Genomic DNA, 304 nt, shown 5'->3' with positions numbered 1-304 from the left:
TTTAATTGATTAATAGAAACAAATGCTTTATAAACTGTTTCTTGAATAACATCCAATGCATCTTCTTTATTCCGGACATACAAAATAGCTGTTTTATATAATTTATCGCTTTCTGCTTTTATAATTGTCTCAAAAGCTTCATCATCTCCGTTAATCGCGTCCAGTATAAGGTTAATATCAATCACTCTTTAACCCCCTTTCATATATTAGAGTATTTAGAGAGGGAAAAAGTTTCAAAAAGTTAAAAATATTATTAAAAGAGGCAGTAAGAACCATGTCTTACAAGCAAAATAGAGAGCAATAT

At 28.9% G+C, this 304-nt stretch carries 1 pseudogene; it reads right to left on the bottom strand.

The annotated features are described in order from the left end of the window. Window positions 1–185, bottom strand: a pseudogene (locus V7056_RS13765) (sigma-70 family RNA polymerase sigma factor); the annotation flags it as partial. Between the last annotated feature and the right edge of the window lie 119 nt (window positions 186–304).

This window comes from Bacillus sp. JJ664 (assembly GCF_036962205.1).
Lineage (GTDB): Bacteria > Bacillota > Bacilli > Bacillales > Bacillaceae_G > Gottfriedia.
This window is presented reverse-complemented; position numbering and strand designations above follow the sequence as displayed.